Here is a 26,354-nt window from a genome sequence, read left to right on the forward strand (position 1 = left end):
CCGGCCGTCATCCACGGCCGGGCGTCACGCGTCGGATGCGAGACTGGGGGCATGACCCTGCTCCCGGAAGCCACGTCCACCGCTCTGCCCTTCCGCGTCGCCGACCTCTCCCTCGCGGAGTCCGGACGCCACCAGATCCGCCTCGCCGAGAACGAGATGCCGGGCCTCATGGCCCTCCGCGAGGAGTTCGGCGCGTCGCAGCCGCTCGCGGGCGCGCGCATCGCCGGATCCATCCACATGACCGTGCAGACGGCCGTGCTCATCGAGACCCTCACGGCCCTCGGCGCGCAGGTGCGCTGGGCGAGCTGCAACATCTTCTCCACGCAGGACGAGGCTGCGGCCGCCGTCGCGGTCGGCGCGGGCACCCCGGAGGCGCCCGCGGGCGTGCCGGTCTTCGCCTGGAAGGGCGAGACGCTCGAGGAGTACTGGTGGTGCACCGAGCAGATCTTCGACTGGTCGGGCGAGGCCCAGGCCGCGGGCGCCGACTGGACGGGCCCGAACATGATCCTCGACGACGGCGGCGACGCCTCCCTCCTGGTGCACAAGGGCCGCGAGTACGAGCTCGCGGGTGTCGTGCCCGAGACGCCCGAGGACGCCAGCCACGAGTACCGCGTCATCCTCGACACGCTCCGCCGCAGCCTCGCCGCGTCCTCCGACCGCTGGACCCGCCGCGCCGCCGACATCCAGGGCGTCACCGAGGAGACCACCACGGGCGTCCACCGCCTGTACGAGCTGGCGCGCGACGGCGAGCTGCTGTTCCCGGCGATCAACGTCAACGACTCGGTCACCAAGAGCAAGTTCGACAACAAGTACGGCATCCGCCACTCCCTGCCCGACGGCCTCAACCGCGCCACCGACGTGCTCATCGGCGGCAAGGTCGCGTTCGTCGTCGGCTACGGCGACGTGGGCAAGGGCGCGGCCGAGGCGCTGCGCGGCCAGGGCGCGCGCGTCATCGTCTCCGAGGTCGACCCGATCTGCGCGCTGCAGGCGGCGATGGACGGCTACCAGGTCGCGAAGCTCTCCTCGGTCATCGAGACGGTCGACATCCTGGTCACCGGCACGGGCAACGTCGACGTCGTGCGCGTGGACGACATCCAGCGCATGAAGCACCAGGCCATCATCGCCAACGTCGGGCACTTCGACAACGAGATCGACATGGCCGGCCTCGAGCGCCTCCCGGGCGTGGAGAAGGTCGAGATCAAGCCGCAGGTGCACGAGTGGCGCCTGCCGTCGGGCCGCAGCGTGCTCGTGCTGTCCGAGGGCCGCCTGATGAACCTCGGCAACGCGACCGGCCACCCGTCGTTCGTGATGAGCAACTCGTTCACGAACCAGGTGCTCGCGCAGATCGAGCTGTGGGTGCGCAACGAGCAGTACCCGATCGGCGTGTACGTGCTGCCGAAGCACCTCGACGAGAAGGTCGCGCGGCTGCACCTCGACGCGCTCGGAGTGGAGCTCACGGAGCTCCGCCCCGAGCAGGCCGCCTACATCGGCGTGCCCGTCGAGGGGCCCTACAAGGTGGACCACTACCGGTACTGATCCGCGACGCTCACGCCGACGCCGCCCGTCCCCTCAGCGGGGGCGGGCGGCGGCGCGTGCGGGCTGCGGGCGGTGTCGCGCGCGGGTCAGCCGGGAGTGGATCCGCCGCGCGCCGGGAACCCGTGCGGCAGCCCCGCGAGGATCGGCTCGAGCGACGCCATGCGGTCCCGCTCGAGCATCAGCGCGCGGTGCTCGCGCTCGCGCCGGACCGCGCCGACGGCCGTGACGAAGGACTCGGGATCCGCGGCCGGCAGCGGCGACACGTGCACCGCCGCCTCGTTCGCGAGCTCCGCGGCGAGGCGCGCGCGGGAGGCCGGGGTCATGGCCTCGCGCTGCGTGAGGAACCGGGCGAGGCGACGGCCGAGCGCGTCCGGCAGACGGCCGACGTCGGCCTCGGACGCCCACGCGACGAGGTGCGGCGGCACGGGCGGCAGGGGAGCGGGATACGCGGGCACGCGCTCGTGCTGCGAGCGGGTGCCGGCCACGAGGTCGCCGAGGCGCTGGGCGCGCGGGCTGAGGAGGCCCACGAGCGCGGCGAGCCCGCCGAACGTGAGGTAGATCTCGAGGATCCCGACGAGGGCCCGGGCGACCGCGTGCCGGAGGCCGATGCCGCCGCCGTCCGCCCGCACGATGCGCGCGCCGACGGCCCACCGCCCGAGCGACCGGCCGCGCGACGCGACCTCGACCACCACGGGCAGGACGACGATGGCGAGCACGACGGCGGCGATGGCGCATGCGGCGCTCGATGCATCGTCGAGGAGTCCCGCCGCGGCGAGCCGGCCGATGAGGAGCACGAGCAGGAGGCCGACGACCAGGGAGGCGATCACGTCGATGGCTGCGCCGGCGGCCCGCAGCACGAAGCCCGCGGGACGGACGTCGAGGGCGACGGCCTCGCCGACCACGAGCGCGTCGGGACCGTCCGAGAGCATCGGGTCGTGCGCGTCGGCTGCCGCCATGCATATAGTCAAGCAGATGGACCTCGACGCCTACACCGCCGCCCGCCGGGACGACTGGGACCGGCTCGCCCGCCTCGCCGGCCGGCGCCGGCTCAGCGGACCCGACGCCGACGAGCTCGTCGACCGGTACCAGGCGGGCGCGGCCGAGCTGTCCGCGATCCAGGCGGCGGCCGGATCCACCGCGCAGGGCGACCGGCTCTCGGTCGCGCTCTCGCGGGCCCGCATGCGCTTCACCGGCCAGAGCACGAACGTCGCGTCGCGCATCCCCGCGTTCTTCGCTGTCGACCTGCCGGCGGCCCTGTACCGGATCCGCTGGCTGACGCTGGCCGTCGCCCTCGTCACCGTCGCGATCGTCGCGCTCTACGCCACGTGGATCCTCCGCGACCCCTCGATGATCGCGAGCCTCGGCAGCGACGCCGACCTGCGGAAGTACGTGGAGGACGACTTCATCGACTACTACAGCGAGAACCCGGCGGCCTCGTTCACGGGCCAGGTCTGGACGAACAACGCGTGGATCGCCGCGCAGTGCGTCGCCTTCGGGATCACGGGCCTGTGGGTGCCGTACGTGATCCTGCAGAACGCGCAGGGCCTCGGCACGACGACCGCCGTGATGTTCTCCTACGGCGAGGGCGGCACGTTCTTCTCCTACATCCTCCCGCACGGCCTGCTGGAGCTGACGGCGATCTTCGTCGCGGCCGCCGCGGGCCTCCGCATCTCGTGGGCATGGATCGCACCCGGTGCCCGCACGCGCGGCCAGGCGCTCGCCGAGGACGGGCGCGCGCTCATCACGGTGGCCATGGGGCTCGTGCTCGTGCTGCTGGTGTCCGGCATCATCGAGGGCTTCGTGACACCGCAGCCGTGGCCCGTGCCGCTCAAGATCGCGATCGGTGCCGCCGCGCTCGGGGCGTTCCTCTTCTACATGGTGGTCGTCGGCGGCCGGGCGGTGCGCGCGGGCGCGACGGGCGACCTCGACGAGTTCGAGGCGGGCGGCCGGCGGATCGTCGCGGGCTGAGCCCGTCCGGATCCGTCGACCGCCCGCCTCGCGGGTCGTGCCGGGGAGCGGGTCAGGCCGCCGGATCCACCTCGGCCTCCAGCGGCGTCGCCGTCACCGACGTGCCGACGTGCAGGCGGAAGGCGCCGGGCTCGCGCTGCCAGCCGCCGTCCCAGTGCGCGAAGGCCCGGGCGCCGACCGCGACGTCCACCTCGGCGGACGCGCCGGCGGCGAGCTCGACGGACGCGAAGCCCGCGAGCCAGCGCACCGGCCGGTCGACCGCGGATCCCGCGCGCGACAGGTAGGCCTGCACGACCTGCTTGCCGGCGCGGTCGCCCGTGTCGGTCACGCGGACGGTCGCGGTGATCCCGCCCGCGCCGTCCTCGGCGACGCGCAGGTCGTCGATCTCGTGCGTCGTGTAGCCGAGGCCGTGGCCGAACGGGTACGCGGGGGTCGCGCCCGAGCGGAGCCACGCGCGGTAGCCGACGTGGATCCCCTCGTCGTAGACCACCTTCCCGTCGACCGGCGTGACGGAGCGGACGGGGACGTCCTCCTCGGTGGCGGGCCAGGTCGTGGGGAGGCGTCCGCCCGGCTCGACGGCGCCGAACAGCACGTCGGCGAGGGCGCCGCCGAACTCCTGGCCGCCGAACCACGCGAGGAGCAGGGCGCTGACGTCGTCGCGCCAGGGGAGGAGCACGGGGGATCCGGAGTTGACGACCACGATCGTGCGCGGGTTCGCGGCGGCGACGCGGCGCACCAGCTCGTCCTGGCGGCCGGGGAGCGCGAGCGTCTCGCGGTCGAAGCCCTCGGACTCGACCTGGGCGTTGGTGCCGACGACGACGATCGCGACGTCCGCGCCGGTCGCGGCCTCGACGGCCTCGTCGAGGAGGCGCTCGGGCTCGGACTCGTCGGCCTCGAGGCCCACCGTGATCCCGAGGATGCCCGCGAGGCCGCCGGGTGCGCTGGTCAGCTCGAACTCGACCTTCAGATCCACCGGCCGACCGGCGGTCGCCTGGAGCGGCGCGGAGATCGAGGGCGGCGACATGAGGCTCGCGCCGAGGTCCATGCCCACGGGTGCGGCGCCGTCCTCGCGGAGCAGCTCGCCGTCGGCGTGGACGCGGCCGCGGCCGGTGGCGCTGAAGCCGAACAGCACCTCGCCCGTCTCCGCCGGCGTCCAGCGGGTCGTGATCTCGATGACGGCCGCGGTGCCCGTGGGCGCGTCGCCGCCGAAGTACATGAGCGTCGTCGCCCGGCGGTCCTCCGTGAACATCTCGCCGCCGTCGGCGTCGAGGAAGCGCACGAGGGCTCCGGGCTCGCCCGTGCGGGGGTTCCGGATCTCCGCGAGCGGGAGCTCCTGGATCCCCTTCTGCACCACCGCGCCGCGGGCGTAGCGCACGTCGACGCCGTCGCCGAGGGCGGCGCGGATCCCGTCGAGCGGCGTGACCACGTGCTCCGGGATGACGGTCGCGCTGCCGCCGCCCTGCGTGCGCGCCTCGACGGCGTTGTGCCCGATGACCGCGACGGAGCGGAGCGCGGACGCGTCGAGCGGCAGGGCGGCGTCCTCGTTGCGGACGAGCACGGTGCCTGCCGCGGCGGCCGTGCGCGCGAACGCGACGCCGTCCTCGACCTCGACGGGCGCGGGCACGACGGCGTCGAAGCCCTCGAGCGCGCCGACGCGGGCGGCGAGGCGCAGCAGGCGCACCACCTTGCGGTCGAGGTCGGACTCCGGCACGCGGCCGTCGCGGACGGCCTCGAGGAGCGCGTCGCCCCACGCGCCGACCGGGCCGGGCATCTCCAGGTCCTGCGACGCGCGCGCGGCGTCCACGCTGCGGACGCCCGTCCAGTCGCTGACGACGACGCCGTCGAAGCCCCACTCGGAGTTGAGCGGCGTCTCGAGCAGGTCGTTCTCGGTCGAGGTCGTGCCGTTGATGGAGTTGTAGGAGCTCATCACGAGCCAGGCGCGTGACTCGACGACGGCCTTCTCGAACGCGGCGAGGTACAGCTCGCGCAGCGCCCGCTCGGAGACGACGCTGTCGGCCGTGAAGCGGTCGGTCTCGTACTCGTTGGCGACGTAGTGCTTGGGGGTGGCGCCCACGCCGTTCTCCTGCACGCCGCGCACGTAGGCGGCGGCGAGGTCGGCGGTGAGCAGCGGATCCTCGCTGAAGGCCTCGAAGTGCCGCCCGCCGTAGGGGGAGCGGTGCAGGTTGATGGTCGGGCCGAGCACGACGTCGACGCCCTTGCGGCGCGCCTCGACGGCGGACGCGCGGCCGTAGCGGGCGGCGATCCCGGTGTCCCAGCTGGACGACAGCGCGGACGCGGACGGCAGGTTGAGCGACGGCGAGCGCTCGTCCCAGACCTCGCCGCGCACGCCGCTCGGGCCGTCGGAGACGAGCATGCGGCGGAGGCCGATCCCCTCCATGGGCCAGGTGGTCCAGAAGTCGCGGCCGGTGATCAGCTGCACCTTCTGCTCGAGGGTGAGGCGCGCGGCCAGCTCCTCGAGGCGGGCGGTGGCGGGGTCGAGCGGGGTGGTGTCCTGCGGGGTCTTCTCGTGCGGGTCCATGGGTGCTCCTCGGGTGACGTCGGCGTCTGGTCGATCCTGCTCGTGCTGCGCGGTCATCGGACGCCCTTCACGCGGAACGCGGCGACCGCGCCGAGGAGGCCGGCGGCGGCGCCCGCGAGGAATAGGCCGGGGTAGCCGGCGATCCCCACCACGCCGCTCGCGGCCGTCGGCACGAGCGACTGCGGCAGCGCCTGCGCGATGTTGACGACGCCGAGGTCCTTGCCGTTGTCGGCGTCGCTCGGCAGCACGTCGGTGATGAGCGCGAGGTCGACCGCGTAGAACGAGCCGATGCCCGCGCCGATGACGAGCTGCGCGACGTAGACGACGGCGAGGCTCGGCGCGAGAGCGAGGATCACGAGGCCGATCACGGCGACGAGCGCCGCGGCGGCCACGAACACCTTGCGACGGCCGAGCCGGTCGCTCAGCCAGCCGGCCACGAACGTGGTGGAGACGACGCCGATCACGTTGAAGAGCGTCGAGACGAAGACCGCGTTGGCGACGTCGGCCTGCGCGACGCCGAGGTCGTCGATGAGGTAGAAGGCGAGGTAGTTCGTGGCGGTCACGGCGCTGGCCGTGAGGAGGAAGCGCATGAGCCAGGCCCAGCCGAAGTCGGGGTTGCGGCGCGGGTCGAACACGAACGATCCGAGGAGCTCCCGCACGCTGAGGCGGGTGGTCGGGCGCTCGGTGAGCACGCGGTCGCGGAAGACGAGCGCGAAGACGACGACCACGGCGACGCCGACCGCGCCGGGCACGAGCACCTGCTGCGTCGTGGTCGTGAACAGCTGCACGATGAAGGTGCCGACCACGAGCGAGCCGTTCTGGGCGACGCCGATGGCCGCCGCGACCCGACCGCGGTTGCGCGGGCGGGCGGAGTCGGCCATGACGGCGATGAGCGCGGCGATGGCGGCGTTGAAGCAGCCCTGCACGAGCATCCACGCGCCCACGAGCGCGAGCACGGTGGTGGCCTGCGTGAGGAGGATGAGCGCGCCGTACCCGAGGACGACGCCGCCGATGATCCACGGGCGGCGCATGCCGAAGCGGCCGGGCGTGCGGTCGGAGAGGCGGCCGGCGAGCGGGTTCACGACCAGGGCGACGAGCGCGCCGAGGCCGAGCACGAGGCTGAGGGTGCCGGCCGTGTCGTCCGGCGCGACCTCGGCGACCTTGAGCGCGAGCGACACGATGATCGGCGGGAGCAGGGCCACGAAGAGGCCGAGCAGTGCGATGGGCATGCCGATCTCGGCCCGGCGAGATCCGGGTGGGCGCGCACCGTCCGGCTGTCCGCTGCGGGCGCGCGACGCGCCCTCGGTGTGCTGATCTCGGACTGCGTCGGCCACGGTGCCTCCAGGTTCCTGCCCGCCCTCGTCGGCGGGATCGGCATGACGGTAGCACGCGAAACCGACCTGCGGTAGGTATTTAGGGCCCTCGCGGATCGCTAGGGTCGTGCCATGGCAGTCGACGAGGGCCCGCGCCGGTACGCCAAGGGAGCGGCCCGGCGCCGCGAGATCCTCGAGGCCGCCCTGGCCTTGATCGCCGAGCGCGGCTACTCCGCGTCGTCGCTGCAGGAGATCGCCGACGCGGTGGGCATCAGCAAGGCGGGCGTCCTGCACTACTTCGAGTCGCGCGAGGCGCTCATCGCCGCCGTGCTCGAGGAGCGCGACGCCCACTCGGTCGCCGACTTCCGGGAGGCGATGCCGGATCGGGATCCCACGGACATGGTCGGCATGCTCCTCCGGGCGAGCTCGCACAACGCCGAGACGCCCGGCCTCGTCGCGCTCTACTCCCGCCTCGTCGTCGACGCCGCGGGCGCGGAGCACCCGGCGCACGCGTACATCGCCGGCCGCTACGCCCGCGTCGTCGGCGCCGTCGCCGACCAGGTGCGCGCGCTGGACGTCGAGCTGCCCGCCGGATTCGACCCCGACTCGTTCGCCCGCGTCGCCGTCGCCGTGAGCGACGGCCTCCAGCTGCAGTGGAGCTACCGGCCGGAGATCGACATGCGGGCCGCGCTCGAGCGGACGATCCGCGCGCTCAGCGGCGGGGTGCTCCCGCTGCCGTCGGCGGATCCGGCCGCGGCGACCGCGACCGCGTGATCGGCGGCGGCACCGGCAGCCGCCTCAGAGCCGCCCGGTCGCCTTCAGCCGGATGTAGCGGTCGGCCAGCGCGGGCGGCAGGTCGGCGGGCGCGCCCGTGACCACGTCCGCCCCGAGCCGCCGCACCGCCGCCTCCACGCGCGCCACGTCGAGGAGCGCGCGCTCGGCCGCGGCGGCGCGGTAGACGGCGGCGCGGCCCGAGCGATCGGCGGCGCGCTCGGCGAGGCCGGGATCCACGACCGCGGCGACCAGCACGTGGTGCGTCCGCGTCAGCTGCGGCAGGACCTGCAGCAGCGCCCGCGAGCTCCCGGGGGAGTCGATGGCGGTGAGCAGCACCACGAGCGAGCGCTGCGAGACGATGCGGCGCACGAGCGCGGGCACCGCGGTCCAGTCCGTCTCGAGCAGCTCGGGATCCACGGGTGCGAGCGCGTCGACCATGCGCGAGACGACGTCGCCGCCTGCTCCGGCCCGCACGCGCGCGCGGACGCGTCGGTCGTGCGCGACCATGTCCACCCGGTCGCCCGAGCGCGTGGCGAGCGCCGCCAGCAGCAGCGACGCCTCGAACGCGGTGTCGAGCCGGGTCTCGTCGCGGATCCGGCCCGCGGCCGTGCGTCCCGTGTCGAGCACCAGCACCACGCGCCTGTCGCGCTCGGGCCGCCAGGTGCGGACGACGACGTCCTGCCGCCGGGCGGTCGCGCGCCAGTCGATGGACCGCACGTCGTCGCCGCGCACGTAGTCGCGCAGGCTGTCGAACTCGGTGCCCTGGCCGCGCACCATGAGCGCGGTGCGGCCGTCGAGCTCGCGCATGCGGGCGAGGCGCGAGGGCAGGTGGCGGCGCGAGCGGAAGGGCGGGAGGACGCGGACCGCGCCGGGGGAGAGGAGCGTCGCCTGGCGCGCGGCGAGGCCGAGCGGGCCGTGCGCGCGGATCGTCACGCGCTCGGTGCGGCGCTCGCCGCGGCGCGTGGGCGTGAGGGTGAGGCGGATCGCGCGGCGCTCGCCGGCGGGGATCCGCACCCGGTCGCGCGTGGAGGACGGACCCGCGGACGGCTGCCAGGCGTCGCGCACCACGCCACGCAGCGTGCGGGACCCGCGGTTGGTCACGAGCAGCGCGCTCTCGCCGGTCTCGTCGAGGCGGATCCTGGCGGGCAGGCTCCGCTCGAGCGCGACCGCCCGGGGGCTCGCGGCCAGCGCGAGGTCGGTCGCGACGAGCAGGGCGACCAGGAGGATCCAGCCCGCGAGGAGCGCGTACGCCGCGTCCGACCCGTCGCCGAGCGCGACGAGCGGCGCGATCCCCAGGAGGAGGAGCGCGACCGTGCGGCCGGTGAGGGCCATCTAGCGGCGCGCCACTAGATCGGCACCTGCACCTGCGCCATGACGCCGCGGAGCACGGCGTCGACGGAGACGCCCTCGAGCTCCGCCTCCGGCCGCAGCGCGATGCGGTGGCGGAGCACGGGCAGCACCATCTCCTGCACGTGGTCGGGCGTCACGGCGTCGAAGCCGCTCAACCACGCCCAGGCGCGGCTCGCGGCCAGGAGGCTCGTGGATCCGCGCGGCGACACCCCGAGCTGCACCGACGGCGAGCGGCGCGTCGCCCGCGCGAGGTCGACCATGTACGCGAGCACGTCGGCGCCGACGCGCACCTCGCGCACGGCCGCCTGCGCGCGGCGGAGGCCGTCGGCGTCGAGCACCGGCCGGACGCCCGCCGCGTGGAGGTCGCGCGGGTCGAAGCCGGTCGAGTGCCGGCGGAGCACCTCGACCTCTGCCTCGCGCTCGGGCAGGTCGAGCACGAGCTTCAGCAGGAAGCGGTCGAGCTGCGCCTCGGGCAGCGTGTACGTGCCCTCGTACTCGACGGGGTTCTGCGTGGCCGCGACGAGGAAGGGATCCGGCAGCGGGTGGCTCTCGCCGTCGACCGTGACCTGCCGCTCCTCCATCGCCTCGAGCAGCGCCGACTGGGTCTTCGGCGGCGTGCGGTTGATCTCGTCGGCCAGCAGGATGCTCGTGAACACCGGCCCGCGCCGGAACGAGAACGCGCCCTCGCGGGAGTCGTAGACGAGCGATCCGGTGATGTCGCCCGGCATGAGGTCGGGCGTGAACTGCACGCGCGCGGTGTCGAGGCGGAGCGCCTCGCTGAGCGCGCGGACGAGCAGCGTCTTCGCGACGCCGGGCACGCCCTCGAGGAGGACGTGGCCGCGCGCGAGGAGGGCGATGATCATGCCGGTCACGGCGCCGTCCTGCCCGACGACGGCCTTCCCGACCTCGGTCCGGACGGCGAGCAGGCTGGTGCGGAGGTCGTCGGTCATGGATCCATTCTCCTGGTCGGGTCGGTGGGGTCTGCGGGGTCGGCGGCGCGGGCGACCCGGCGCTCGAGGTCGGCGAGGCGCCCGGCGAGGGCGACGAGGTCGCGATCGGTCCGGGGGTCGTCGTCGAGGAGCAGGGCGCGGATCCCCGCGGGGTCCTCGCGGAGCGCGGCGGCGGACGCGGCGACGACGTCGTCGACGGATGCCAGGCGGCCGAGCGCGAGCGTCGACGCGATCCGGTCGACGGTGCCGACGCGCAGCGCGTCGAGGGCGTGCCCGCGCGCATCCGCTCGCTGGTAGAGCCGGGCGCGGCCCTCCGCGGTCTCGTCGGCGCGCACCACGACGGGCAGCCGCTCCACCACGAGCGGGCCGAATCGGCGGCCGCGCCACACGGCGGCGGCGAGGGCGGCGGCGCCCAGCAGGAGGATCGCCGGGGTCACCCACCCGGGCGTCAGCTCGCCGAGCGTGGGCGGCGCGTCCGTCGCGGCGTCGTCGGGCGACGGCGTGTACCAGACGAGCCGGGGCCGTTCGCCGAGCACGCCCAGCGCGAGGGCGGCGGATCCCTGCTCGGCGATGCGGTCGTTCGTGAGGATCGGATCCGCGCCGAGCACGGTCACGGTGCCGCCTGGCGCGAGCGGCGCCGGCACCCGGAGGAGCGCGAACGCATCGCCGGTGTCGTCGGGGAAGCACGCGACGGCGGCCGACGCGTCGTCGCCGAGGTAGCGGAACACGGGGGCGTCGTCGGGCACGGATCCCGCGGCCGCGGCGGCGGGCAGCGCGCACGCGGCGTCGAGCGCCCGGTCGGCGGACTCGGCCGCGCCGCCCGCCGCGACGTCGGGCGCGATGGCCTGCAGCGTCCGGAAGTCGGGGGCGAGCAGCACCGTCCGCGTGGAGAGGCGGCCTACCTCCGCGAGCCGCTCGTCGTCGAGCCGGTCGGAGGTCGCGCCGAGCACGAGCGTCGCGTCGTCGCCGTCCCCGACGGCCGCCCGCGCCTCGGCGAGCGTCGATGCGAGCGTGACCTCGACGCCCTGGCCCTGGAGCACGCGGGCGAGCGCCTGCGTGCCGCCGGGCGCCGGGTTGTCGGGCGCGAGCGCGTCGCCCTGCCGTGCGGCGCCGGACACCGCGAGCGAGGCCAGCGCGACGACGACGGCGAGGGCGGCCAGCGCGATCCACGTCCCGGCCCGGCGGAGCGCCTGCCGGGGCGTCCGGGTCTCGGCCGTCGCGAGCGCTGCCCGTGCGGCTGCCTCCGCGGGCGCGCTCACCGGGGACCCGCGCCCACGGGCTCGTGCAGCACGGGCACGGCCGTGCGCAGGTCGCGGTCGAGCGCGGTGAGCCTGTCGAGCATCTCCTCGGACCCCGGGCGGCCGAGGTAGCGGACGGCGTCGAAGTCGTCGGCGGCGACGACGAGGCGGGCCGCGTGGTCCGGGTGCGCGGACCCCGCGCGCCGGGCGAACCCGCGGGCCGTGGTGCCCGGATCCACGGCCACGATCGTGCGCTCGGCCTGCTCGCGCGCGATGGCTCGGAAGAGGTCGGAGGCGGCCGCCGCGAGGTCGCCCGCCCGCCTCGACGCCTCGGCCGCGCGCCGCAGCTCCTCGGCCGAGCGGCGGTCGTCGGATCCGAACAGGCCGTCTCCGCGCGCGGCCGCCCGCCTGCGGTCTCGGCGTGGCACCCCGAAGACGAGGAACGCCACCACGACGACCGCGAGGACGAGCGCCCCGATCACCACGGGCGCGAGGTCCGCGAGGCCGCCGCCCGCCCCGCCGAGGAGCCCGGCGATCCAGTCGCCCACCGCCTGCGCCGCCAGGTCGAGGGCGTTGGGCCGCGCAGCCTCGTACTCCGGCTTCGCGAGCTCGTCGAGGAGGAGACGGCGCGCGTCGTCGGCGTCGGGATCCAGCGGGACCGCTGCCGCGCGCGCGGCAGCGGCGAGGAGGGGGAGGGAGACGATCACGCGCGTCCCGGACCGGCGGCGGTCGCGCCGGCCGCGGGCGCCGCGTACGGGTCCCGCGCGCCCGCCCCGGTCGCGGACTCAGCGCCGGCCGCGCGCTCCTCGGCGAAGCGCGCGAGCTCGAGGTCGAGCCCCTCGCGCCGCATCCGCAGGTCGATGTAGAGGATGGCCGCGTTCGCGGACGTGACGACCGCGCCGATGCTCCCCACGACCACGCTCACCACGAGCGAGAGCAGCTGCGCGCCGATGTAGAAGACGACCGAGGCGTCGAACGTCTGGAAGTCGAGCTCCCCGTTCGGGAAGAGCACCGTCTGCAGGATGGAGGTCAGCAGCGTCAGCGGCACCGTCACCACGTTCGCGGCTGTGGACACGATCACCGACGTGAGCAGCAGGATGCCGAGGACGCGCCAGAACGAGCCGATCGTGAGCGACCACGACCGCCGGGCCGCCGCCAGCGGCCGGAGCCGCTCGATCACGATGGCGCTCGGCACGAGGGCGAGGCGCGTGGAGACCCAGGCCGCGACGACCACGAGGCCCATCACGCCGAGCACGCCGACGATGATCCCCACGGCGATGCCGGCGCCCCCGGCGAGCACCAGCAGCGCGACGATGCCGGCGAGCACCGCGAACACGAGAGTCCACGTGGCCGTGAGGGAGAGGCTCCACAGCACGAGGGGCACGATCCGCGGGCGGGCGAGCCGCCACAGCGCGCGCATCCGCAGCCGCTCCCCGAGCGTGCCGCGCGCCACCTCGCTCGCGACGACGCCCTGGAGGAACGCCGACGCGACGATCGACAGCACGAGGGTGACGACGGCGGCGATCACGACCGCCGCGACGCCGCCGGCGATGAGCGGCCCTTGGTCCGCCTCGCGGGCCGAGAGGATGCGCGTGACGACGAACCCGGTGACGCCGCCCACGATCACGAGGGTCACCACGCCGACCAGCCCCTGGATCAGCAGGGCGCTGCCGACCGTGGCACCCGGGTTCCGGCGCAGCGTCTGGAACGAGCCGGCGAGGATCGCGCCGAGGCCCATCGGGCGCAGCGGCAGCAGGCCGGGCTTCGGCGGCGGGGTCCAGCCGGGCGCGGCACCCCAGCCGGGCGGCGGCGGGAAGCCGCCGGCGGGCGGGGGCGGCGGCGGTGCCTGGTGTCCCGCGTCCGCGCGATCCGGATCCGGGGACCCTCCGTGACCGGACGGTGCGCCGCCCGGGGCCTGCCAGCTCTGGTCATCGGTCACGCTCGCCAGCCTCCCACAGGCCGCGCGCGAAGTCCCGCGCCGGTGGTGCCCGGCCGATCCGGCTGATCCACCGGCTACCCTGGGGGCCTACGAGGCAGGGAACACCTTCAGATGACAGCACGGATCCTGGTGGTCGACGACGACACCGCGCTCGCCGAGATGATCGGCATCGTCCTGCGCACCGAGGGCTTCGAGCCCTCCTTCTGCGGGGACGGCGGCCAGGCGCTCGCCGCGTTCCACGACGCGAAGCCCGACCTGGTGCTCCTCGACCTCATGCTCCCCGGCCTCGACGGCATCCAGGTGTGCGACCTCATCCGCGCCGAGTCCGGCGTCCCCATCATCATGCTCACGGCGAAGTCCGACACGGCCGACGTCGTCAAGGGCCTGGAGTCCGGCGCCGACGACTACATCGTCAAGCCCTTCAACCCCAAGGAGCTCGTCGCCCGCATCCGCACGCGCCTGCGCCCCGCGGCCGCCGCGTCGCCCGGGCTCCTCCAGGTCGGCGACCTCGTCGTCGACGTCGAGGGTCACGAGGTGCGCCGCGGCGAGGAGCGGATCAACCTCACGCCCCTCGAGTTCGACCTCCTGCACGCGCTCGCCAGCCGGCCGCAGCAGGTCTTCACGCGCGAGATGCTGCTCGAGCAGGTCTGGGGCTACCAGTACAAGGCGGACACGCGCCTCGTCAACGTCCACGTGCAGCGCCTGCGCGCGAAGGTCGAGGACGACCCGGACAACCCGCGCATCGTCATGACCGTCCGCGGCGTCGGCTATCGCGCGGGGGCAGCGGCCTAGCCCCATGCGCCCGCTGCCCGTGTGGCTCGTCGACTGGAGGTCGTGGCCGCGCCGCCTCACCCGGATCTGGTCGGTGTCCCTCCAGTTCCGCACCGTTCTCATCACGGTCGCGCTCTCGGGCGTCACGGTGCTCCTCATCGGCGTGCTCATGACGCAGAGCATCTCGAGCGACCTCTTCCGCCAGCGGCTCGACACCGTGCTGCAGCAGTCGAACAGCGCCACCAGCCGGATGCAGGAGCAGTTCACCTCCTCCGACGCCTCCGACCAGACCGAGCTCGAGCAGCTGCGCACCCAGGTCTTCGACGAGCTGCGCGGCAGCGCCATCAACCTCTCCGACTTCGCCTTCCGCCGCACGCCCGGCACGGAGGCGCGCAACGTGCTGCAGAACGCGTCCACCGCCGACTACGTCGACAGCCTGCTGAGCGCCGACCTCCGGCGCGCGGTCGGCGAGGGCACGGGCACGCAGCAGTGGCAGTCGGTGGCGATCCCGGTGGGGGACCAGGGCGCCACCAGCCCCGGCATCGTCGTGGGATCCAGCATCGACATCCCCTCGGCCGGCCGCTACGAGCTCTACCTCGTCTACGACCTGGGCGACATCCAGCAGACCCTCGACTTCGTGGCGGGCACGATCCTCCTGGCGTTCCTCTTCCTCATCGTGCTCATCGGGGCGATCGCGTGGCTCGTCGTGCGACTGGTCGTCGCGCCCATCCGCGTCGCCGCCGACACCAGCCAGAAGCTCGCCGCGGGGCAGCTCGAGGAGCGCCTGCCGGTGAAGGGCGAGGACGTGATCGCGACGCTCGCGCGCTCCTTCAACGGCATGGCGGACTCGCTGCAGTCGCAGATCACGCAGCTCGCCGACCTCTCGCAGCTGCAGCAGCGCTTCGTCTCCGACGTCTCGCACGAGCTGCGCACGCCGCTCACCACGATCCGGCTCGCGGGCGGCGTGCTCTACGACCTGCGGGAGGACTTCAGCCCGCCGGCCGCCCGGAGCGCCGAGCTGCTGCACACCCAGGTGGAGCGGTTCGAGACCCTGCTCGCCGACCTGCTGGAGATCAGCCGGTTCGACGCGGGCGCGGTGGACCTCGTGACCGAGCCGACGAACCTCGTGCGGCTCGTCGAGGACTCCATCGAGGAGTTCGAGGGCCTCGCCGCGCAGAAGGGCTCCGAGCTCCGGCTGGTCGCCCCCGGCGGCTACTTCGACGCGGAGATGGACGCCCGCCGCGTGCGGCGCATCGTCACGAACCTCGTCGGCAACGCCGTCGACCACGGCGAGGGCAGGCCCATCGTCATCACGGTCGACAGCGACCGGGACGCCGTGGCGCTCGCCGTCCGCGACTACGGCGTCGGCATGACGCACGAGGAGATGGGCCACGTCTTCGACCGCTTCTGGCGCGCGGATCCGTCGCGTCAGCGCACCACGGGCGGCACCGGCCTCGGCCTCGCCATCTCGCTGGAGGACACGAACCTGCACCACGGCTGGCTGCAGCTGTGGTCGCGGCCGGGCGAGGGATCCTGCTTCCGCCTGACCCTGCCGCGCCGGCCCGACGTCCCCCTCGACAGCTCGCCCGTCGCGCTGCCGCCCGACGACCCCGCGGACGACCGCGCCGACGAGGAGGACGCCCGTGTCCCCAGCACCTGATCCCCGCCCGCGCCGCTCGGCCCGCCGCGCGGCCCGCCGCTCGGCCCGCGCGGCCCGCCGCTCGGCCCGCGCGGCCGCCGTCGCGCTCGTCGCCGCGTGCGCCGTCCTCCTCTCCGGCTGCGTCTCCATCCCGTCCGGCGGACCCGTCTCCGAGGGCGACCCCGCGACCGTCACGGACGAGTCCGGCGTCAGCTACCAGCCGGACGGCCCGCAGGCGGGCGACGCCCCCGACGACGTGATCGCCGGCTTCGTCGACGCCGCCACCAGCTCCGCCGACCAGTACGGCGTCGCGCGCCAGTTCCTCTCGTCCGACTTCGCGTCGCGCTGGGATCCCTTCGCCAGCGTCGTCGTCTGGGAGGGCCAGGCGAGCACCTCGGAGGAGGTCGACGGCACGTACAGCTACTCCGTGACGACCATCGCGACGGTCGACGGGCAGGGCCACTACCGCGAGGTCGGCAGCGACCAGGAGACGCGCCTGTCCTTCCAGCTCGTCCAGGAGCGCGGCGAGTGGCGCATCGCGAAGGCGCCCGACGGCATCGCCCTGCGCTCCACCTACTTCCGCGAGATCTTCAGCGCGCACGCCCTGTACTTCTTCGACCCCACGTTCTCGTTCCTCGTGCCGGACCTCCGGTTCTTCGTCACGCGCGCGTCCCAGAGCGTGAGCACGCGGATCGTCAAGTCGCTCCTCCAGGGCCCGTCGCCGTGGCTGTCCCAGCCCGCGGTCGTCACGGCGTTCCCCGAGGGCACGCGGCTGGCGTCCTCGGCCGTCACGACCGCGGGCGGCACGCCGCAGGTGGACCTCTCGACGGAGGCGCGCGCCGCCGACGGCGTCACCCAGCAGCGGATGAAGCTCCAGCTGCGGCAGAGCCTGTCCAACATCCCGTCCGTGCTCGACGTGCAGATGCTCGTCGACGGCACGCCCATCACCGTCGCGGACCTCGGCGGACGCGGCCCGGTCAAGGACCCGCAGGCGGAGTCGCGCCCGCTCGTCCTCGCCCAGGGCCAGTTCGGCTACCTCGGCGGGGGAGAGGTCGCCCCGCTCGGCACCCTGGGCACGCGCGTGGCGGCGCTCGGCGCCGACGCGGCGACCCTCAGCGCGGACGGCAAGCAGGCGGCCGTGCGGAACCCGTCGGGCGTCTGGTCGGTGGGCGACGGCGATCGCGACGCGGTCCTCCTCGACACGCGCCCCGGCCTCGCCGCGCCCTCGCTCGACGCGCAGGGCTACGTCTGGTCGACGCCCGCCTCGGATCCCCGCGGGCTCGTCGCCTGGGGACCCGACGGCGTCGGCCACCCCGTCGCCGTCAGCTGGACCGCCACCGGCCGCGTCGTCTCGCTCGAGGTCGCGCGCGACGGCGCGCGCGTCCTCGTGCAGCTCGAGACGGGCGCCGGGCCGCAGCTGCTCGTCGCGTCGATCGTCCGCGACGGCGGCGTCCCGACCTCCCTGACCACGACGCCCCTCGAGCTCCTGGCGTCGCCGGGCACCCCGCTCGACGCCACGTGGGTCGACGAGCTCGACGTCGCCACCCTGACCCTCGCGCCCGACGGCGAGCGCCAGGTGGAGCTGCACCAGGTCGGCGGTCCGTCGAAGGACATGGGATCCTCGGCCGACGGCGTCTCCATCACGGGCGCCAACGACGAGAGCGGCCTGCGGGTGCTCACGAGCGCGGGCGCACTGCTCACGCCGCGGGGCAGCACGTGGCAGCAGACGGCCACCGGCGTCTCCTTCGTCGCGACGAAGCGCTGATCCCCTCCACGGATCCGTCCCGCCCGTCCGCCCTGAACCCGTCGCGTGCGACCCTCCGCGGGTGATCCCCGTGCCCGGCCGTCCCGCCCCCGCCATGCCCTCCCGCGTCCCGCCCGCGGTCCGCGACGCTCTGCTCGACGCCCTCGCGGTCGTCGCCCCGGTGACCTGCGCGGGATGCGGCGCGCCGGATCGCGCCGTGTGCCCGGCCTGCCGGGTCGCGATCCCCTGCCCGCCCCTCGTGCGGCGGCTCGCGCTGCCCGCCGTCCCCGCCCCCAGCGGCCGCGTGCCCGCCCGCATCGTGCCGGTGGGCTGCGGGAGCGCGTACGCGCCGCCCTGGCCGCGGCTCCTGTCCGCGCTCAAGGAGGAGGGCCGCACCGACGCCGCGCGGGCGCTGGCGCCCACCCTCACCCGAGCCGTCCGCGCGGCCGTCGTCGCCGCGGAGCGCGGAGCCGCCGGTGCCATCGCGGGGCGTCCCCTCGACGTGATCCCCGTCCCCACGCCGGCGGCCTCCCTGCGCCGGCGCGGCTACGCGCCCGTCGAGGTGCTGCTCGCCCGCGCCGGCATGCGCCCGCTCCGTGCGCCCGGCGTCCTCGGCCTGCGGCGCCACCCGCTGCGCTTCACCCGACGCCCCGCCGACCAGGCCGGCCTCGGGGTCGCCGCCCGCGCGGCCAACGTCGACGGCTGCCTCGCGGCCCGCATCGACCTCACCGGCCGCCGCATCCTCGTCGTCGACGACGTCCTCACCACCGGCGCCACCCTCCGCGAGACCTGCCGCGCCGTCCTTGCGGCGGGCGGCGAGGTCGTCGCGTGCGCGGTCCTCACGGCCGTCCCGGCCCGCTCGCGCGGCGGGGTGCCGCCCGTCCCCGCCCGCCGACCGACCCGTCGCTCCCTGTGCATGTCCGATGCGCCCGCGGTCCACCCGCCGGATGCCTCGCGCTGCGAGGAGCCCGAGGTCTAGGCTCGCCCGAAAGGCGTGAAAGTGATCGCCCTCTTCCAGCGGGCGACGCGTCATGATCTGGAGGTACGTCATGGACATCAACATCACCGGCCGCAACGCGGAGATCACGGACCGATTCCGCGTGTACGCCACCGAGAAGGCCGACAAGATCGTCCAGCTCGCCGAGAAGTCCATCTCTCTCGACATCAAGGTCTCGCGGCACAGCGAGAAGTCCGGCGGATCCGCCGGGGACGACCGCGTGGAGATCACGCTCGTGGGGCCCGGCCCCGTCATCCGCGCCGAGAGCAGCGCCGCCGACAAGTTCGCGGCATTCGACCTCGCCCTCGGGCGCATGCTCGAACGGCTGCGCCGCGCCAAGGACAAGAAGAAGATCCATCGTGGCAACCACCGGCCCGTCTCCCTGCAGGAGGCCGCGACCGACGGCTTCGCCCAGATCGACCTCGACCCGGCCGACGCCGAGCTCATCGAGCGGGTCAACGGGAAGAGCGTCGCGCCCGTCGACCAGCCCGTCGACGAGGACGACTACTGCCCCGTGGTCATCCGCACCAAGGTCTTCCCCTCGCAGTCCATGACGGTCGACCAGGCCCTCGAGCACATGGAGCTCGTCGGCCACGACTTCTTCCTCTTCATCGACGCGGAGACGCACCGCCCGAGCGTCGTCTACCGCCGCAAGGGCTGGGACTACGGCGTCATCGGCCTCGCGGACGGCGAGCAGGAGCTCGCGGGCGCGGGCGCGGGATCCCGGTCGCTCCGCCGCTGATCCGCACGCCCTCCCACGAGGCCCCGCGCGCTCCGGCGCGCGGGGCCTCGTGCGTGCCGCGGGCGGCGCGGGTCAGGGCGCTCCCGGGAACGGCACCGGACGAGCCGGTACTATGGCGAAGCTCGTCGGCGGCGACATCCGCGCGCCGTCACGGCGGTCGTCGTCATCCGGCGCCCGCCCATCTACGCAGGGAGACACCGATGGCCTCAGTACTCGAGAAGGTCCTTCGCGTCGGCGAGGGGCGCACGCTCCGCAAGCTGCAGAACTACGCGAAGGCGGTGAACCAGCTCGAGGAGGACTTCACGCACCTCACCGACGAGGAGCTGAAGAACGAGACCGTCGAGCTGCGCGAGCGCCACGCCAACGGCGAGTCCCTCGACGACCTGCTCCCGGAGGCGTTCGCCGCCGTCCGCGAGGCCTCCCGCCGCACGCTCGGCCTCCGCCACTTCGACGTCCAGATCATGGGCGGCGCGGCCCTCCACCTCGGCAACATCGCCGAGATGAAGACGGGCGAGGGCAAGACCCTCGTCGCCACGCTGCCGGCCTACCTCAACGCCATCGCGTCGCGCGGCGTGCACGTCATCACGGTCAACGACTACCTCGCCAGCTACCAGAGCGAGCTCATGGGCCGCGTCTTCCGCGCCCTCGGCATGACCACCGGCGTGATCCTCGCGGGCCAGACCCCGCAGCAGCGCCGCGAGCAGTACGCCGCCGACATCACGTACGGCACGAACAACGAGTTCGGATTCGACTACCTGCGCGACAACATGGCCTGGCAGGCGTCCGACATGGTCCAGCGCGGCCACTTCTTCGCCGTGGTGGACGAGGTCGACTCCATCCTCATCGATGAGGCCCGCACGCCGCTCATCATCTCCGGCCCGTCCGCGGGCGACGCGAACCGCTGGTTCACGGAGTTCGCGACCGTGGCCAAGCGCCTCGTCCCGGAGGTCGACTACGAGGTCGACGAGAAGAAGCGCACGGTCGGAGTCCTCGAGGCCGGCATCGAGAAGGTCGAGGACCACCTCGGCATCGACAACCTCTACGAGTCCGCGAACACCCCGCTCATCTCCTTCCTCAACAACTCGATCAAGGCCAAGGCCCTGTTCAAGAAGGACAAGGACTACGTCGTCATGAACGGCGAGGTCCTCATCGTCGACGAGCACACCGGCCGAATCCTCATGGGCCGTCGCTACAACGAGGGCATCCACCAGGCCATCGAGGCGAAGGAGGGCGTCGCGGTCAAGGCCGAGAACCAGACCCTCGCCACGGTCACGCTGCAGAACTACTTCCGCCTCTACAAGAAGCTCTCCGGCATGACCGGCACGGCCGAGACCGAGGCCGCCGAGTTCATGAGCACCTACAAGCTCGGCGTCGTCCCGATCCCCACGAACCGGCCCATGCAGCGCAAGGACCAGTCCGACCTCATCTACAAGAACGAGAAGGCGAAGTTCGAGCAGGTCGTCGAGGACATCGCCGAGCGCCACGCGGCCGGCCAGCCCGTCCTCGTCGGCACGACGAGCGTCGAGAAGAGCGAGTACCTCTCCAAGCTCCTCGCCAAGAAGGGCGTCCGCCATGAGGTCCTGAACGCGAAGAACCACGCGCGTGAGGCCGCCATCGTCGCCCAGGCGGGGCGCCTCGGATCCGTCACCGTCGCCACCAACATGGCCGGCCGCGGCACGGACATCATGCTCGGCGGCAACGCGGAGTTCCTTGCCGTCGCCGCCATGAACGCGCGCGGGCTGAGCCCCGTCGAGACCCCCGAGCAGTACGAGACCGAGTGGGACGACGTGTTCGCGGAGGTCAAGGCCGAGGTCGACGAGGAGGCCGCGAAGGTCATCGAGGCCGGCGGCCTCTACGTCCTCGGCACCGAGCGCCACGAGTCGCGCCGCATCGACAACCAGCTCCGCGGGCGCTCCGGCCGTCAGGGCGACCCCGGCGAGAGCCGCTTCTACCTGTCGCTCACCGACGACCTCATGCGCCTGTTCAACAACGGCGCCGCCGCGAGCCTCATGGGCCGCGACAGCGTCCCGGACGACGTGGCCATCGAGTCCAAGGTCGTGAGCCGCGCCATCCGCAGCGCCCAGGGCCAGGTCGAGGCGCGCAACGCCGAGATCCGCAAGAACGTTCTCAAGTACGACGACGTCCTCAACCGCCAGCGCGAGGCCATCTACGGCGACCGCCGCCACATCCTCGAGGGCGACGACCTCCAAGAGCGCTCGCAGCGCTTCCTCGAGGCCGTCATCGACGACGTGCTGGACTCCCACATCGGCGAGGGCAACGGCGACGACTGGGACTTCGACGCGCTCTGGACCGAGCTCAAGACGCTCTACCCGATCTCCATCACCATCGACGAGGTCATCACGGAGGCCGGGAGCAAGGGCCGCGTCAACCGCGACTTCGTCCGGCGCGAGATCCTCTCCGACGCCAAGCTCGCCTACTCGAAGCGCGAGGAGCAGCTCGGCGAGGCCGCCATGCGCGAGCTCGAGCGCCGCGTGGTGCTCTCGGTCATCGACCGCCGTTGGCGCGAGCACCTCTACGAGATGGACTACCTGAAGGACGGCATCGGCCTCCGCGCCATGGCCCAGCGCGACCCGTTGGTGGAGTACCAGCGCGAGGGCTTCGCGCTCTTCCAGCAGATGATGGGCGCCATCCGCGAGGAGACCGTCGGCTTCCTCTTCAACCTGGAGGTCGAGGTGCAGGCCCCGGCGGACGCGGAGTCCGTTGGCCCGCGCATCCAGGCCAAGGGCCTCGCCGCGAACCAGGCGACGGCGGACAAGCTCCGGTACACCGCTCCCACGGACGACGGTGGCGTCGAGGTTCGCAACCAGCGCGGCCAGATCGAGAAGGCGGCCACCGCGAAGGCCCAGAAGGACCAGCAGGCGGAGGACGCCGTCCTGGTCGGCGAGGACGAGCCGGAGACCCCGCAGGGACCGCCCGCCCGCGGTGCATTCGGCCAGCCGACGGGCGCCTCCTCGTCCGCGCCGCAGAACCGCGAGGAGCGCCGCAAGGCCGACCGGCGCAAGTAGGTCATCTCCGGGCCGGCAGGTCTCCTGTCGGCCCGGCGCGATGCGATCTCTCGCACGACGAAGGGCGCGCCTCCCGCGGGAGGCGCGCCCTTCGTCGTGCGATGGTCGCTAGAGGACGTTGATGGCCGTCGCGCGCCAGCGGCGGTCGAGGCCCTCGAGCCGGATGGCGACGGCGCGTGCTCGTGCCCGACCGTGGACCACGATGACCGCTTCGATGACGCCGTCTCGAGGGGAGAACGACGTGACCGTGCCGATGGTGAACACCGGCCGGGTCACCGACTGCCCCTTCGCGCGCCGGGCGCGAGCGCTGAGGACCACGCGCTTGAGGAGATGGCGGTAGACGTCGTCGCTGACCCACCGGGCGATCTGGTCGAGCTCGCGCGCTCCGGCGAGGATCTCGATCACGCACCGCGTGAGGTTCTCGAGCAACGGACCCGACGGGGGGAGGTCCTGGCTGCTGCACGGCTGGCGCCCGAAGAAGTCGTCGACGTCGAAGCGCTTGCGGACCGTGCCCCGCACGGTGGCGGTCGTCGCGGGCGACGTCGCGGGTGTCGGACCGGCGACTGCGCTCGACGACTGCGCGGGCGCTGATGCGGGCTTCCGAGCACCGGACCGACGGGTCGGGGTGCTCTCGGCGTTACCGGCGACGGTGCTCCGGCGGTCAGGGAGATCCTCCCGTGGCACTGCTTCACTCATGCGTCACTCCCATCCCGGTGCTCCCCCCCGATCGGGGGGACCACGATGACTGGTCAACTGTGACAGTGCGAGAGGCTCGGCGCACGTCCAGCGCACAAGATGTGGAGAACTGAGAGCGGATCTCAAGGAAGGGACCCAAGGTGACCCGGATGTACGAGTCCTCCCCGTCACCCCGGTCCCTCCGCCTGCGGGGGTCCGGCGACCGATGAGGTGGGAGAACCTCTTCGATGACCTCGAGGGTCAGTGGGAGACGGCGCGGCTCGCCGAAGAGCGGGACCAGCGCGCGGAGGAGGAGCGCACCCGCGTCGCGCGGACCGTCTTGCGCGACCGCCTGAGGGCGCTCACCTCGGCCGATCAGGCGAGGCCGCTGCGCCTGTCGCTGTCGGACGGCACGTGGATCGACCTCCGCGCCAAGGTGCTCGGACGTGACTGGATGTCGGGGGAGCTGACGGTCCCGGGCGACGCGCCGTCGCGCGAGGAGCGCGCGTGCATCCTGCCGCTGGCCTCCATCCACGTGCTCGCCCTGGACCGCGAGCAGGTCCGGGCGAGCCTCGCGCCCGTCTCGGAGCTCCCGCCCGAGCGCGGCATCGTCGACCGGATCGGGCTGTCGTTCGTCCTCCGCGACCTCTGTCGGCGCCGTGCCCGTGTCGAGCTGCGGCTCCGTGACGCGGTGGTCGGCGGCACGCTGGACCGCGTCGCTCGCGACCACGTCGACGTCGCGGTCCACGAGGTGGGCACCCCGCGACGGGAGTCGCTCGTCTCCGGCTACCGGCTGGTGCCCCTCGCGGGGATCGTCCTCGTCCGCGTCTGATCGTCCCCGTCGCAGCGGCATGTGGACAACGCGCGACGCGTGCGCGCGCCGTCCCCGACATTGACCGGCATGCCTCCCACCCCTCGTCCCGCGCGCCCGGCGCGCCGTCCCGTCTGGTCGGATCCCCGCTTCATCTTCGGGCTGGTGATGGTCCTCGTGTCGACCGGCGGAGTGGTGGCGCTCCTGCGCTCCGCGGACTCCTCGGTGGTCGTCATGGCCGCGGGGTCCGCCCTCGACGCGGGGACCACCGTCCATGCCTCGGACCTGGTACCCGTGCGTGTCCGCATCGACGGTGCCGCGGACCTCTACGTCTCCCCGGACTCCGCCGACGGGCTGGTCGTCACCCGCTTCGTGGGCGCGGGCGAGCTGATCCCGCGGTCGTCGCTCTCCTCCGCGGACGCGCGCACCACCGCATCGGTCGTCATCCCCACGTCCGCGGGCGCCGACCACCTCGTAGCCCCGGGCACCGTGGTCGACATCTGGGCGGCCGCGGCCAAGGGCTCGGGCACGAACGCCTACGACGCGCCGCGCGTCATCGTCTCGGGGGCCACCGTCGCCCAGGTCATCCGGCCCGAGGGCTTCGTCGCGGACCAGGACCACACCCAGGTGCAGCTGACCGTGCCGCGTGAGGACGTGGCGGCGGTCCTCTCATCCACCGACGCACGCGACCAGATGACGCTCGTGCCCGTCGGCGATGCGGGGGCGTGAGCGTGGCCTCGCTCATCCTCGCCCTCCCGCCTCGCGTGGAGGACGCGCTCCTGCGAGATGTCGTCGAATCCGGTCACACGGTCCTCGCTCGCGTCGCGGGCGCGGCGGACGTGATCGCAGCTGTCCGGGCGACCACGGCCGACCCCCTGCACCTGGTCATCGCCGCATCCGCGACGACGCTCGACCGCGACGTGCTCACGGCGCTCGACGAGCGGGGCGCGCGAGCGGTCGCGGTGGCGTCGAGCGAGGCAGACCGTCGCAATGCGCAGTCGCTCGGACACCACGAGGTCGTGGACGAAGGCGCCACCTGGCGCGAGATCGAGGAGCTGCTGCTCTCGGTGCGCCCGCTCGGGGCGTCCGGCGGGATGGCAGCCGGCGTCCGACGCGCAGACGCCGTCGCCGCGCACCTGGAGATCGACCCTCCCGGGCGCGTCGGCTCGGGTGATGCTCCCGACCGGGCCCGTCTGGCGGACGCGGGGGGCCGACGGTCGGCACGCGGTCCCGACGGCAGCGCGGATCAGCTCGGAGGGCGGATCGGAGCCGACGGCTCGTCGCGCTCCGGGTGGGGCTCGCGCACGCACGCCGAGCGGGACCGCAGAGGGCGATCGCTGCGAGGCCGTCTCGGGCTCATCAGACGCCCGCGCGTGCCGGCTCCCGTGACTCGCGACGAGCACGCGGACGACACGGCCGCGGGTGGACGGGAACCGGTCGGCCGGGTGATCGCGGTCTGGGGCCCGCAGGGGGCGCCGGGGCGCACCACGACCGCGCTGGCCATCGCGGGCGAGATCGCGGCGGCGGGTCGGTCGGCCGTGCTGGTCGATGCCGATGTGCATGGCGGCACGGTCGCTGCCACGCTCGGACTCCTGGACGAGGCGCCGGGATTCGCTGCCGCCTGTCGACTCGCGGCGGCGGACAGCCTCACCGTGGAGGAGCTGGAGCGGATCGCGCAGCACCACCCGTCCACCCGGGCACCGGGGTTCTCGGTCCTCACGGGCATCTCGCGCCCGGACAGGTGGCCGGAGCTCGCGGAGGGGCGGGTCTCCGCCGTGCTGCAGGCGTGCCGTGGCTGGCGCGACTACACCGTGGTCGACGCCTCGTTCAACCTGGAGGACGACGAGGAGATCTCGAGCGACATGTTCGCCCCGCGTCGCAATGCCGCCACGCATGCCGTGCTGCGCGGCGCGGACCACGTCGTCGCCGTCGTCTCCGCGGACACGGTCGGCCTCTCGCGCTTCTTCCGCGCGTACGTGCAGCTCCTCGAGATCGTCGACCCGTCGCGGGTCTCGGTGCTCGTCAACCGGGTCCGTCCGAGCGCCGGTGGCTGGGATGCAGCCGGCCAGGTGCGGCGCACCCTCTTCCGGTTCGGGAGCGTGGAGGCCGCGGCCTACGTCCCCGAGGATCGGGAGTCGCTCGACGCCGCGGTGCTCGCCGGCGCCACGCTCCGCGACATGGCGCCGCGGTCGCCGGCGCTCGTCGAGTGGTCGCGGTTCACCCGCACCTCGCTCCTCCCTCCCGAGGACGCGCCACGGCGGGTGCGTCGAGAGGCCGGCTCGAGGCGTCGAGGGGTCGATCGTCCGGGGGAGGAGCGGGCCCGGCCCGCATAGGCTGTAGCC

21 protein-coding genes are annotated in these 26,354 nt (G+C 74.0%); 12 read left to right on the forward strand and 9 right to left on the reverse strand.

Annotated features, from left to right (window positions below):
* Positions 1-51 precede the first annotated feature (51 nt).
* Positions 52-1,536, forward strand: a complete 1,485-nt coding sequence (gene ahcY, locus KYT88_RS05380; RefSeq protein ID WP_043584645.1) for an adenosylhomocysteinase — start codon at positions 52-54, stop codon at positions 1,534-1,536.
* An 86-nt stretch (positions 1,537-1,622) separates the two neighbouring features.
* Here the strand turns inward: ahcY and KYT88_RS05385 are convergent, their stop codons facing one another.
* On the reverse strand, positions 1,623-2,492 hold the full coding sequence (locus KYT88_RS05385; protein WP_043584647.1) for an RDD family protein: 870 nt from the start codon (positions 2,490-2,492) through the stop codon (positions 1,623-1,625).
* Between the two features lie 16 nt (positions 2,493-2,508).
* Between KYT88_RS05385 and KYT88_RS05390 the strand changes: the two genes are divergently transcribed.
* On the forward strand, positions 2,509-3,504 hold the full coding sequence (locus tag KYT88_RS05390) for a stage II sporulation protein M (protein WP_043584649.1): 996 nt from the start codon (positions 2,509-2,511) through the stop codon (positions 3,502-3,504).
* A 52-nt stretch (positions 3,505-3,556) separates the two neighbouring features.
* On the opposite strand, the gene KYT88_RS05395 is transcribed toward KYT88_RS05390, so the two are convergent.
* Positions 3,557-6,043: a beta-glucosidase H gene (locus KYT88_RS05395; protein WP_043584651.1), complete on the reverse strand. Its 2,487-nt coding sequence runs from the start codon at positions 6,041-6,043 to the stop codon at positions 3,557-3,559.
* Positions 6,044-6,096: 53 nt separating this feature from the next.
* Complete coding sequence (locus KYT88_RS05400; protein ID WP_237583801.1) at positions 6,097-7,272, reverse strand: MFS transporter; 1,176 nt, start codon at positions 7,270-7,272, stop codon at positions 6,097-6,099.
* A 216-nt stretch (positions 7,273-7,488) separates the two neighbouring features.
* On the opposite strand from KYT88_RS05400, the gene KYT88_RS05405 reads away from it, so the two are divergent.
* Entirely contained in the window at positions 7,489-8,130 is a 642-nt protein-coding gene (locus tag KYT88_RS05405) for a TetR/AcrR family transcriptional regulator (RefSeq protein ID WP_043584655.1), read from the forward strand.
* Between the two features lie 24 nt (positions 8,131-8,154).
* On the opposite strand, the gene KYT88_RS05410 is transcribed toward KYT88_RS05405, so the two are convergent.
* The 5 genes from KYT88_RS05410 to KYT88_RS05430 are packed head-to-tail and all read right to left on the reverse strand — an operon-like array spanning position 8,155 to position 13,607.
* Complete coding sequence (locus tag KYT88_RS05410) at positions 8,155-9,462, reverse strand: DUF58 domain-containing protein (protein WP_043584656.1); 1,308 nt, start codon at positions 9,460-9,462, stop codon at positions 8,155-8,157.
* A gap of 14 nt (positions 9,463-9,476) precedes the next feature.
* Entirely contained in the window at positions 9,477-10,430 is a 954-nt protein-coding gene (locus KYT88_RS05415; RefSeq protein ID WP_043584657.1) for an AAA family ATPase, read from the reverse strand.
* On the reverse strand, positions 10,427-11,689 hold the full coding sequence (locus KYT88_RS05420; RefSeq protein WP_043584659.1) for a DUF4350 domain-containing protein: 1,263 nt from the start codon (positions 11,687-11,689) through the stop codon (positions 10,427-10,429). Before KYT88_RS05420 ends, KYT88_RS05415 begins: the two co-directional genes overlap by 4 nt.
* Positions 11,686-12,375, reverse strand: a complete 690-nt coding sequence (locus tag KYT88_RS05425; RefSeq protein ID WP_237583802.1) for a DUF4129 domain-containing protein — start codon at positions 12,373-12,375, stop codon at positions 11,686-11,688. The genes KYT88_RS05420 and KYT88_RS05425 overlap by 4 nt, the downstream gene beginning before the upstream one ends.
* Complete coding sequence (locus KYT88_RS05430) at positions 12,372-13,607, reverse strand: DUF7847 domain-containing protein (RefSeq protein ID WP_043584661.1); 1,236 nt, start codon at positions 13,605-13,607, stop codon at positions 12,372-12,374. Before KYT88_RS05430 ends, KYT88_RS05425 begins: the two co-directional genes overlap by 4 nt.
* A gap of 111 nt (positions 13,608-13,718) precedes the next feature.
* Between KYT88_RS05430 and mtrA the strand changes: the two genes are divergently transcribed.
* From mtrA to secA, 6 genes are all read left to right on the forward strand, one after another.
* On the forward strand, positions 13,719-14,399 hold the full coding sequence (gene mtrA / locus KYT88_RS05435) for an MtrAB system response regulator MtrA (RefSeq protein ID WP_012037735.1): 681 nt from the start codon (positions 13,719-13,721) through the stop codon (positions 14,397-14,399).
* Positions 14,400-14,403: 4 nt separating this feature from the next.
* Positions 14,404-16,038, forward strand: coding sequence for an MtrAB system histidine kinase MtrB (gene mtrB, locus KYT88_RS05440; RefSeq protein ID WP_012037736.1), 1,635 nt, complete (start codon positions 14,404-14,406; stop codon positions 16,036-16,038).
* The gene (lpqB, locus tag KYT88_RS05445) at positions 16,022-17,782 is read left to right on the forward strand and encodes a lipoprotein LpqB (protein WP_237583803.1); all 1,761 of its coding nucleotides are present in this window, start codon (positions 16,022-16,024) and stop codon (positions 17,780-17,782) included. Before mtrB ends, lpqB begins: the two co-directional genes overlap by 17 nt.
* Before the next feature lie 61 nt (positions 17,783-17,843).
* Positions 17,844-18,740: a ComF family protein gene (locus KYT88_RS05450; protein WP_237583804.1), complete on the forward strand. Its 897-nt coding sequence runs from the start codon at positions 17,844-17,846 to the stop codon at positions 18,738-18,740.
* Positions 18,741-18,810: 70 nt separating this feature from the next.
* Positions 18,811-19,500: a ribosome hibernation-promoting factor, HPF/YfiA family gene (gene hpf / locus KYT88_RS05455; RefSeq protein WP_043588049.1), complete on the forward strand. Its 690-nt coding sequence runs from the start codon at positions 18,811-18,813 to the stop codon at positions 19,498-19,500.
* A gap of 200 nt (positions 19,501-19,700) precedes the next feature.
* Entirely contained in the window at positions 19,701-22,526 is a 2,826-nt protein-coding gene (gene secA, locus KYT88_RS05460; RefSeq protein WP_119374021.1) for a preprotein translocase subunit SecA, read from the forward strand.
* 108 nt (positions 22,527-22,634) lie between these two features.
* Here the strand turns inward: secA and KYT88_RS05465 are convergent, their stop codons facing one another.
* On the reverse strand, positions 22,635-23,045 hold the full coding sequence (locus KYT88_RS05465) for an Rv3235 family protein (protein WP_227325188.1): 411 nt from the start codon (positions 23,043-23,045) through the stop codon (positions 22,635-22,637).
* A gap of 382 nt (positions 23,046-23,427) precedes the next feature.
* Here KYT88_RS05465 and KYT88_RS05470 point away from each other — a divergent pair, with 382 nt between their 5' ends.
* From KYT88_RS05470 to KYT88_RS05480, 3 genes are all read left to right on the forward strand, one after another.
* Complete coding sequence (locus tag KYT88_RS05470; protein ID WP_043587784.1) at positions 23,428-24,033, forward strand: hypothetical protein; 606 nt, start codon at positions 23,428-23,430, stop codon at positions 24,031-24,033.
* A gap of 69 nt (positions 24,034-24,102) precedes the next feature.
* On the forward strand, positions 24,103-24,741 hold the full coding sequence (locus KYT88_RS05475) for an SAF domain-containing protein (RefSeq protein ID WP_043587782.1): 639 nt from the start codon (positions 24,103-24,105) through the stop codon (positions 24,739-24,741).
* Complete coding sequence (locus KYT88_RS05480; RefSeq protein ID WP_237583805.1) at positions 24,738-26,345, forward strand: CpaE/TadZ family protein; 1,608 nt, start codon at positions 24,738-24,740, stop codon at positions 26,343-26,345. The genes KYT88_RS05475 and KYT88_RS05480 overlap by 4 nt, the downstream gene beginning before the upstream one ends.
* The last annotated feature ends 9 nt before the right edge of the window (positions 26,346-26,354 follow it).

This window comes from Clavibacter sp. A6099 (genome assembly GCF_021919125.1).
In the GTDB taxonomy this organism is placed as follows: domain Bacteria; phylum Actinomycetota; class Actinomycetes; order Actinomycetales; family Microbacteriaceae; genus Clavibacter; species Clavibacter seminis.